The sequence below is a fragment of the Affinundibacterium seohonense genome (assembly GCF_014284305.1).
Lineage (GTDB): Bacteria > Pseudomonadota > Gammaproteobacteria > Burkholderiales > Burkholderiaceae_D > Undibacterium > Undibacterium seohonense.
In genome coordinates, this window is the sequence record NZ_JACOFW010000006.1 from 32,890 (window position 1) to 42,050 (window position 9,161).

At 45.5% G+C, this 9,161-nt stretch carries 8 protein-coding genes; 2 read left to right on the top strand and 6 right to left on the bottom strand.

All coding sequences use genetic code 11. The features are described from left to right. Positions 1-6: 6 nt before the first annotated feature. The gene (locus H8K52_RS07325) at positions 7-1,236 is read right to left on the bottom strand and encodes an efflux RND transporter periplasmic adaptor subunit (protein WP_186922245.1); all 1,230 of its coding nucleotides are present in this window, start codon (positions 1,234-1,236) and stop codon (positions 7-9) included. 287 nt (positions 1,237-1,523) lie between these two features. Between H8K52_RS07325 and gshA the strand changes: the two genes are divergently transcribed. Further along, the gene (gene gshA / locus H8K52_RS07330) at positions 1,524-3,143 is read left to right on the top strand and encodes a glutamate--cysteine ligase (RefSeq protein ID WP_186922246.1); all 1,620 of its coding nucleotides are present in this window, start codon (positions 1,524-1,526) and stop codon (positions 3,141-3,143) included. A 2-nt stretch (positions 3,144-3,145) separates the two neighbouring features. Here the strand turns inward: gshA and H8K52_RS07335 are convergent, their stop codons facing one another. The 5 genes from H8K52_RS07335 to H8K52_RS07355 form a co-directional block, all read right to left on the bottom strand. After that, positions 3,146-3,769, bottom strand: coding sequence for a DUF4124 domain-containing protein (locus H8K52_RS07335; protein WP_186922247.1), 624 nt, complete (start codon positions 3,767-3,769; stop codon positions 3,146-3,148). A gap of 212 nt (positions 3,770-3,981) precedes the next feature. After that, the gene (locus H8K52_RS07340) at positions 3,982-6,138 is read right to left on the bottom strand and encodes a DUF4214 domain-containing protein (protein ID WP_186922248.1); all 2,157 of its coding nucleotides are present in this window, start codon (positions 6,136-6,138) and stop codon (positions 3,982-3,984) included. Positions 6,139-6,323: 185 nt separating this feature from the next. Next, positions 6,324-7,004, bottom strand: a complete 681-nt coding sequence (locus H8K52_RS07345) for a phage tail protein (RefSeq protein WP_186922249.1) — start codon at positions 7,002-7,004, stop codon at positions 6,324-6,326. A 330-nt stretch (positions 7,005-7,334) separates the two neighbouring features. Next, positions 7,335-8,051 (bottom strand): aspartyl/asparaginyl beta-hydroxylase domain-containing protein, encoded by a 717-nt coding sequence (locus H8K52_RS07350; protein WP_186922250.1) that lies wholly within the window; start codon positions 8,049-8,051, stop codon positions 7,335-7,337. Positions 8,052-8,118: 67 nt separating this feature from the next. Continuing rightward, a complete protein-coding gene (locus tag H8K52_RS07355) occupies positions 8,119-8,607 on the bottom strand; it encodes a GNAT family N-acetyltransferase (RefSeq protein ID WP_186922251.1) in 489 nt (162 codons plus the stop codon). Positions 8,608-8,799: 192 nt separating this feature from the next. Here H8K52_RS07355 and H8K52_RS07360 point away from each other — a divergent pair, with 192 nt between their 5' ends. Next, positions 8,800-9,117 carry a DUF6916 family protein gene (locus H8K52_RS07360; RefSeq protein ID WP_186922252.1) on the top strand — a complete coding sequence of 106 codons (318 nt, stop codon included), beginning with the start codon at positions 8,800-8,802 and terminating at the stop codon, positions 9,115-9,117. Positions 9,118-9,161: the final 44 nt, after the last annotated feature.

Sequence of the window (9,161 nt, forward strand, 5' to 3'; positions counted from 1 at the left end):
CGCTTCTCAATTGTCAGCTGCCAGTTTTTCTAGCGAACGGATAATGACCTTATCTGCAAGTTTCAGATCACCAGAAAGCACTTCGGTATATCGAAAATTGGAAATGCCAATTTTGATATCCACAGGCTGAGCTTCATTTTTTGAATCCAGCTTGTAGACCTTAAATGAACGTGTGATCTCATTCTTGCTTCGAAAACCAATATCATCTTCCGGCTCCGGCTTACTCGCGACCACAGCGGCCGATTCACTTGCCGATGCTTGTTTCGAAGCTTTCTTTTCTTTTTTCTCTTTTTCAGCAATATCTTTATCGCTAAGCTTAAACCGCAGTGCCGCAGTTGGAATCCGCAATACATTCTGCCGACTACCAACCACCAAACGCACCTGAGCAGTCATGCCAGGTTTTAATAACTCATCTTTATTATCGACATCCAACACCACGTTGTAAGTCACCACGTTTTGCAGCACCGTGGCAGCCAGACGAAATTGACGCAAGCTGGCATCAAATTCACGATCAGGATAGGCATCGACCACAAAACGCGCTGGCAAACCAGTTTTGAGTGCACCAACGTCGGCCTCTGAGACGCTGGTATCAATCTGCATCTTGGTTAAATCACGGGCGATCTGAAATAAATTTGGGGTTTGAAATGATGCCGCGACAGTTTGTCCAAGATCAATCGTTCGCTTAATAATGACACCATCAATGGGCGAACGAATGATACTGTTTTCCAAGTCGGCACGAACGCGGTCTAATTGCGCTGACGCCAATTTGTGATTCGCGTCAGCTACATCCACCTCGCGTTTCGATTGCTCCAAGGTGACACCAGAAACATAATTTTGTGCCACTAATTTAAGGTTACGTTCATAGTTGGCAATCGCTAATTTTTTAGACGCTTCGGCCGATGCCACGCTTGCCATGCTTTGTTTGATCTGCGCGTTAAAAATGGTTGGGTCTAATTTCAACAACACCTGCCCTTTTTTGACACGGTCATTGAAATCAGCATTGAGCTCGATCACCGTGCCAGAAACCTGCGAGCCAACATTAATCAAGGCCACTGGATTTAACGTCCCGCTGGCAGTCACTGTTTGGGTAATATTGCCCTGCTCGACCAGTGCGGTTCGATATTTTGGTTCTTCTAACTTGTCCTTGCGGGGCGAGGAAAAATAGGTAAAGCCAACGCCAGAAATGATTAACAAACTAATCGCTAAAACGACTCGCTTACGGGTAAAGATTTTCATGGAGATGTCATCCTTGTGAGTAATAATGAAAAATTGACAGATTGCGGCACAGTTAGCATGAGACCATAAAATGGCAGAGATGATTAGCTGATTTGGATGAACGCCACGATTTCGTCAATGAAGTACCGTTTTAAGAGGATGGTTGTGGCGCATAGTTCACTTCAAATCCAAGGGAAACCGCGGCAAGAAACCAAGCCGACAAATATGCGTTTTCAAAATTTCGGCTATGCTATACACAATTTTTGATCCTTCGATCATAAAAGCCTTCGATTCACCACCAGCAAAGGATGCTCAACTTGGATAGTCATCACAGCGATTTGCTCAAGCAACGTCTACAACGCATTAATACCCCCGAACATCTGCCGCTATTACAACAGGGCTTGCGTGGTATTGAGCGAGAGACCTTGCGAGTTGATCGACAAGGGCATTTGATGTTGACACCGCATCCGCCAGCCCTTGGTGCCGCGTTGACCAATCCTCTAATTACCACGGATTATTCAGAGTCCTTGCTGGAATTCATTACACCGGCTGAGCAAGATATTTCCATTGCCTTGGACAAGCTGGATGCCATTCATCGGTTTGCTTATAGCAAGTTCTCTGATGAGATGCTATGGAATAACTCCATGCCTTGCGAATTGCCTGAGGAAAAAGATATTCCCATTGCTTGGTATGGAACATCCCACATTGGCATGATCAAGCATGTGTATCGACGCGGCCTAGCGCTTCGTTATGGTAAGAGCATGCAGTGTATCGCTGGTATTCATTACAACTATTCTTTATCAGAAGATTTGTGGAAGCTGATTGCAGACACCGAGGGTGACACTCGTAGTCATCAGGATTTTCAGTCGGAAAGTTATATTGGCTTAATTCGTAATTTCCATCGGTATAGCTGGTTACTAATGTATTTGTTTGGCGCTTCTCCAGCATTGTCGAAAAGCTTTTTGCACGGACGCCAGCACAATTTGGAAAGTCTGTCAGAGGACACCTTATATCTGCCGTATGCCACTAGCCTGCGCATGAGTGATCTGGGCTATCAAAACAATGTGCAAGATGGTTTAGTGCCGCCCTATAACAATCTGTTGGAATACATGCGTAGCCTGTCTTTGGCGGTCAGAAAACCCTATCCACCGTATGCCGAATTAGGGATCAAAAAGGACGGGGAATGGATGCAGATCAACAGCAATGTGCTGCAAATTGAAAATGAGTTTTACGCCACCATACGTCCCAAACGCGTGATTAAAACGGCAGAACGTCCGGTCGAAGCCTTGTGCGCTCGCGGCGTTCAGTACATCGAAGTGCGCTGCATGGATGTTGACCCGTTTGAAGCCTTGGGCATCAATTTATCCACATCGCGTTTTCTAGATGCCTTCTTGCTATTTTGTGCCTTAGACGAGAGCCCGCTCACGAACGATATTGAAGGGCAAGAAAACCTGGATAATTTCGCCTTAACCGTAAAGTACGGCCGTCAACCTGGCTTGATGTTGCAACAACAAGGGAAAGCGATTTCGCTGCAAACTTGGGGCAACAATTTATTGGAAAAGATACGACCACTGGCCGCCTTGCTTGACCAACAAAGTCAGACCACCGAGCATCAAACGAGTCTATCAAATCAACTGGAAAAATTGCGCGATCCCGACTTAACACCGTCGGCACGCGTGCTTGAGGCAATCAAGCACAACAATCATTCTTTCCCCCAGTTTGCGCTGGCCCAGAGTCAGTACTTTGCCGAACATTTTAAGAGCAATCCACCAAGCTCTGAAATGCAAGCCTATTTTGAACAGTTGGCGCGCAACTCGATCACTGAGCAAACAGCGATGGAGCTAAATCAGACCGGGAGCTTCGATGACTTTATTGAGGATTATCGCTCGCGCACCTCAAGCCAGATTTGTTGCGATGGCTTGAGCTAGGTTCAATTAGAACGGCGACTTTTACTAAGAACTGCACGATAACGCTTCAGCGTTTCCTCATACTCCTGATTAGTACGCGTAATCTCTTGCTCATAAAAAGCAATCGCTTTACGCGTGCTGTTCACATTGGCAGAGAGATCGTCGGCACGACGTCGAATCGAATCATATTCTTGTGTGGTTTTTTTTGATTTTTTCAACTCGTCTTGCAAGCCTAAAATCAACTGACTTAAGGCCTCTAACTGCTCCTTCGCAAAGCGCTGTTTTTCACTCAATACATCGACTGCACGTTTGCGCGCGACCTCGACATCGGCTTCACTACGATAATGCGCCAACATATAGCGCTCTTCTTTTTTACGCTCTTCTTCCTCAAGCTCTTCATTTTTCTTACGTGCCAGTTCCTCCGCTACTTTTTGTTTTTCTTCAGCAGATTGTGGTGGCAAAATATGATGCTTAAATCGACCATTATTTGAATAAACTTTCATACCTCGCGTGACACATTCGGGGATTGGTCTATCCGAAGTCAACACTTTCCCCTGCGCATTGGTGCAGCGAAAAATATCCGCCCCTGCGTCGTCCATCGTGACGACACACAACAAGCCCAGAATTGAAAAAATCGGTTTTTCCATCTGCTAATCGAAAAGGCGAGAAAATTGCAAACAAGAACATAGTCTTTGAATTTACACGATTTCCTCAACTGCGGTACGACTAGTTGCAAATGCAAGCTGAAGCCGTTGCATTTTCACATGCAACGGCAAACTAATTGCATGAATTACAAACCCTCTATGGTCGAATTCATGTGGCGCGCAAGCTCTTGGCCAGATTGCCACGCAATGCTGGCCTACCGCACTAAGCGAATGCTCCGCCAAGGATAAGGGTCAGGCTCAGACGCTTGCGAAGGGGGCATCTGCGGGCTGACCATACCAGTAACGGCCGGGCATTTTCCAGTTCGCACATAATTCAGGGCCGCCGCTAATCTACGCTCTTGAGGATCGCCTAACAGATGATCAAGATCATCCGCGACGCTACATTGCGGCGCAAATCCATCAACATAATCGCCCTTGCCTAAGGCATTGACACCAGAAAATTCAATCGCAAAGTAGGCAGTTCCGCAATTGTTTTTTTGTCGAAATCCATATGGCTTGCCACAAGTTTTGTCACCGATCAAAATGACTTCCATAAATGGCGATAGACCATTGATAATCGATTCACTGGCGGAGCAAGTACGACTGCCGGTTAATACAAAAACGCGTGGTACGTTCAGCCATGGCAAAGGACGACTATTGGTATCATAAGAATAAAACCATGAGCTTGAATACTCAGTTTTCTCCGGATACTTATCATTGTGTATGAGCGTTTCGAAAATCGAGCCAGCAGTGCGATAGCCACCGATCATGGCAGCTAGCTCGTCAGCAATATACAAATAGCCACCACCGTTATAGCGCAGATCGAGCACGATTTCATGGACACCAGACTCACGGAAACCGCGGATAGAATCGATCAGCGGCTGTTCGGCAGTTCGAATATGGTCATTGAATACCATGTAAGCTATTTTTTTACCGTTGTCGTTTAAGATTTTGGATTCTAGTACTGGTGATTTGACGACCAGTGCTGAGGTCATCTCGACACTACGCAAACTACCATCAAGCGCGGCGATGCCAAACGTATGGGTCTCTATTTTGCTAGGGTACAGTGCTGCATATTGAATGTCATTGGCACTTTGCTCAAGAGAAGTATTATCCACACTGGCGACCGTCATGCCGCGTTTCAAACCGGCCAAATCGGCGGGTGAACCAGGCTCAACAAATAGGACTCGCAATCGTGAGCCTTGCCTCAGTAAAGAATAGCCATAGCTAAAGCTGGATCCCGATTGAAAGAAGTCATCAATCACCGACTGCGGCGATGTAAAACTAAATTTATCCTTGCCTTTGACCAATAAACTGTCGAAATAAGTGGGCAATGTCATTTCCGCATTTTGCGGCACTTCTAGGACGTCGCGGTACCAAAGATACACATCATCGACATGTCCGCGCGCCCAACTCTTTTCGGCTGCTGGAGTACAGATGCCAGCAAAACCAGCGGCGCTGGCAGCTGCTGCCAGGTTTGTACTGAGGTCTTTGACTGGAATCAGTTTAAGAGCCTCTGCGGTGCTAGTCGGCGTCACTGCGGCAGCAATCGCCATCGTTTTCAAAATAGAATCTTCTGAACTGATATAGCCAAGCCCATGATTCACGGCAAATGTCATCCCAACTTGTAATTTACCATCCAATAACGCTGGGACAAATTTCCAGTTTGGATCATTGACAAAGGTGCGCGCCGAATTGAGCATACTGCGTATCATGCTGCCTTTGCTGATCCCTCGTGATAATTCATTGGCCCAGTAATTAACCTCTTCATCGGTAGGTGCTTTACTTGCACTGCGACCCAAGACATTACGATAAATAATTTTGACAAAATCTTGATTACTCATGTCGGCGGTATAGCTGGTTTGCGCCGAAAAATAAATCGCTGCTTGATAAAAGCTATTGGCAATTTGATCCAAGGTTTTGCCATCTCTGAGTTCTCCTAACCAATACGCCAATCCATCGGCATCAGGAACACGGTTAAAAAAGGCGATATATAGCTCAATGACAGAACGTAAATCCGCAGCGCTCACTTGATTTAGCACTTCGGATATTTTTAAATTAACGGTGACATCGGCAAAACGTAATTGTTTCTTATCCCGAACAACGGTGATATCGCGATTTGTCACCATGTCGGTAACGAGATAGCCAACACTCAGTTTCGCGATCGTATAGCTGGCACGCGTACCAGGAAAACTTTGAACATCACTGTCCAGCAACATGGGTGCGGGAGACATTGGTGCGGAACGATAACTGGCCGAATCGGACTGGCTTTGACCACCGCAACCATACAGACCACATCCCAATACGAGACTCATGAGCGCCAAACTAGTTCGATAGCCCGCATGCAACATACCCGATTTCATGAAAGTCATCGCTTTCTCCGCATACAAAAAAACCGATTATAAGCCCAGTGCAGGGAAGCCCGCCTTAACGCTGTGTGAAGGTTGAGGAGTCATAAAAAAAGCCAATGCTAAATTAGCATTGGCTTTACCACGAACAACAAGTCAGATTGTGCTACAAAGGTCTAGGCTTTGTAATCCACTCAGTCGATTTCGTCTTAATTACGAGAAGGGAAAATACCTTCCACAGCAATGATGTAATTTAAACCGAGGTAAGGCTGCATGATAGACACATTCGCACTGGTCACCACCGGTGCTACCACGGGTTGACCACCACCGGTGTTAGCAGCAACACTAACGTTAGCCGTTCCACCCAACTGTGTCGATACGCCACCTAAATTATTCGGTGACACTGGACTAGTGCCTGCTGGCAAAAAGAGATTTGCACCGGTGCCGCCCGCTGGTGTATTGGTTAAGCCACCGTTATTTGGTGCCGCCGTCGGCAAACCTACCAGTGCTGTTCCAACCGTTACTGTCGTATTTGCTGTTAAGCCTGCTGGCGTCATGGTTGCCGGATGCGTATGGGCTGGTAAATTTGCCGCCGACAAATTGATATTCACTGTGCCATTGGCGATTACTGTCACACCATTGGTACCAGCTTTTTCGCCTTGCGCTACTGAAGTCAATCCTGGCCCTGCTGCTTGAGAGCCAACGATAGTACGACCGCGCAAATCTGGAATGCCAAATGTATTTTGGCCATCACCACCATACATCGTACCGACTAAAGCAAACAAGGCTGAATTTTGAGAAATCGACATCGTTTGTCCATTACAAAATACCCAACCGCGTGGCGGAAAATTAAACGCCACCGGTAAAACTGTTCCAATAAATGCATCCATTTTATCTCCTTAATTGAAAGTAATTACCCAAAAACCACCTGCGTTGACCAAGCCATTATAAGCAAAAATTCATTTTAAAAAAAATTGATTTTATATCTTCTCTTTAAAAGAGCTTTATGCAAAAAGCAAAAGCCTCTATTGCAACAGATGTCACCAGTTTCCATGGTGATAGGAGTAAAGCAAGTGATGTGCCAGAAACTATCAAAAACGACATCGATAGCAAGATTCATCGATCCATGCTCGGGAGATATTAGGTGGGATGAAGCAAACCAATTGAGTTGATCAGACTAATTGAGCGAACCAAATAAGCAGACAAAATAAGTAGACCAATTATTCAAGCCGTTTTTGCTGTTGAAAACTTCGCTCTAAATTGTCTGCCATGAGCAAACCCGTCTCAGTACCACCCAAACGGAGAGCAGAAATAATTTGCTGCACATTCTCATTGTTAATGCTGCGATCGGCATAAATTGAAGGCTCTGGCTGTATCCATCCTGCCTTCAAAAAAACATTTTCTAGCCAAGCGTTAGTCACACAGTCCAACATTAAATGAATGCGGTTCTGCGTGCTGGGATTCCGAACACCATGCAGGCAGCTAGCATTCAGATACCACGTATTCCCAACCGAAAAATGCACCAATTCTCCGTCAATGCTAAACAAGACTTGCGGATTCGATTGAATCGGAACGTGTAGACGCGTAATGCCATCTTCGAGCGAGGTGCCAGCGTCTCTGTGCTCTTTGATTTCACCACCTGGCGCCAGAGCCATTAACCGAACTGAGGTCACTTCGCACTCAAATTGACGTATCACTTCTTGGAAATAATGGCACTGCTGAAGAATCGGCGTATCTTCAAATGGCAGCCCATCCAGCGGCAAAATATGATCACTTCTGCCGCCGACCGAACGCAATGGGATACAAGACCAATCATTTTCATAAGCCTGCGTATTAAAATGACTGATCCAATCTGATTGATTCGCAATCATCAGATCCTGCTGCAGGCGCTCAATATCAAAAGAAAATGGTAATTGCAAATAACGAGTCTTTGGCATCTTGGATAGATAGTTAAGTGATGGAATGACGATCAGTCTTTAAGCAAGCCAACAACCTTGACGCCATTTATGCCAAAGGTGCTAGCCAGCACATTTGCAAGAATAAACTATCCTCGCTGATTTGTTTGAATCCGCATTTTTTATACAGATCAACGGCACGGTGATTAGAACACATGACCGATAAACTGATCGATAAATGATGGTGATCAGCAAAATTTTGCATTGCACGTAAAATTTGCTGAGCGATACCCTGCGACCTTGCCGTCACTGAAATCGCTAGATCCACCAAACGTAAATCGTTTTGCCCCATGTCAGTCACGATACGCCCAATCGATTGCCCATTTCGAGTGATCAACCATGATTGCGATTGAGGATAACGCTGCTGCAGACCCTGTAGATGGATCGTCAATTGCATCTGCATCAGCTGCTGAAAAATTTCTGGTTGCGTCGCTAAAGCATATAAATCTTCACGGCTTTCACAGTACAACTGCTCCAAAAACATTCTATCCTGTGGAGACTCTGGGCGTATGCCCAATGGCGCTAGCAAATCCAACACATTTCACTCCAACGATCGACACAAAAGAGCTTACTAACGCAAGTTTCATTCCATCAGCATTTGGCATGCGATTTGCTGACTATAGTTAGGCCAAAATCAGGCCAAACCAGTTTTAAACATGCGGGCGCTTCAAAATTTTGCTAGCATGCATAATTTTTCATCTACACCAATTGGAAATACTGAGGATTACGAATGTCATTTACTTTTGAAAAAGCGCAGTCATTAATCGGCAGCAGTTTTATCGTGCACACTTCGGTCGGCACTGTCGAACTACGTCTTATTGAAACCGAGGAAATGCCTCGACACAACACTCCTTCACAGTTCCGCACGCCTTTTGTGCTCATTTTTTCTGCTCCTGCAACACCAATTCTGTCACAAGATAATTACTACATCGACCATCCTGAACTAGATCGCCAGTTTTGGACCTTAGCCGCAGTCATACCGCCGTCACAAGCTCCCATTACTGTTGATAATGTGCCGCTACTTTATTATCAAGCGCTATTTAATTAAACAAAGACCATAAATGTATTTCAACGGCATGTAAATTCTTAACA

Excerpts from the sequence above, each read along its gene's own strand:
- H8K52_RS07325 (WP_186922245.1), bottom strand. The coding sequence starts at position 1,236 with ATGAAAATCTTTACCCGTAAGCGAGTCGTTTTAGCGATTAGTTTGTTA.
- gshA (WP_186922246.1), top strand. The coding sequence starts at position 1,524 with ATGCTCAACTTGGATAGTCATCACAGCGATTTGCTCAAGCAACGTCTA.
- H8K52_RS07335 (WP_186922247.1), bottom strand. The coding sequence starts at position 3,769 with ATGGAAAAACCGATTTTTTCAATTCTGGGCTTGTTGTGTGTCGTCACG.
- H8K52_RS07340 (WP_186922248.1), bottom strand. The coding sequence starts at position 6,138 with ATGACTTTCATGAAATCGGGTATGTTGCATGCGGGCTATCGAACTAGT.
- H8K52_RS07345 (WP_186922249.1), bottom strand. The coding sequence starts at position 7,004 with ATGGATGCATTTATTGGAACAGTTTTACCGGTGGCGTTTAATTTTCCG.
- H8K52_RS07350 (WP_186922250.1), bottom strand. The coding sequence starts at position 8,051 with ATGCCAAAGACTCGTTATTTGCAATTACCATTTTCTTTTGATATTGAG.
- H8K52_RS07360 (WP_186922252.1), top strand. The coding sequence starts at position 8,800 with ATGTCATTTACTTTTGAAAAAGCGCAGTCATTAATCGGCAGCAGTTTT.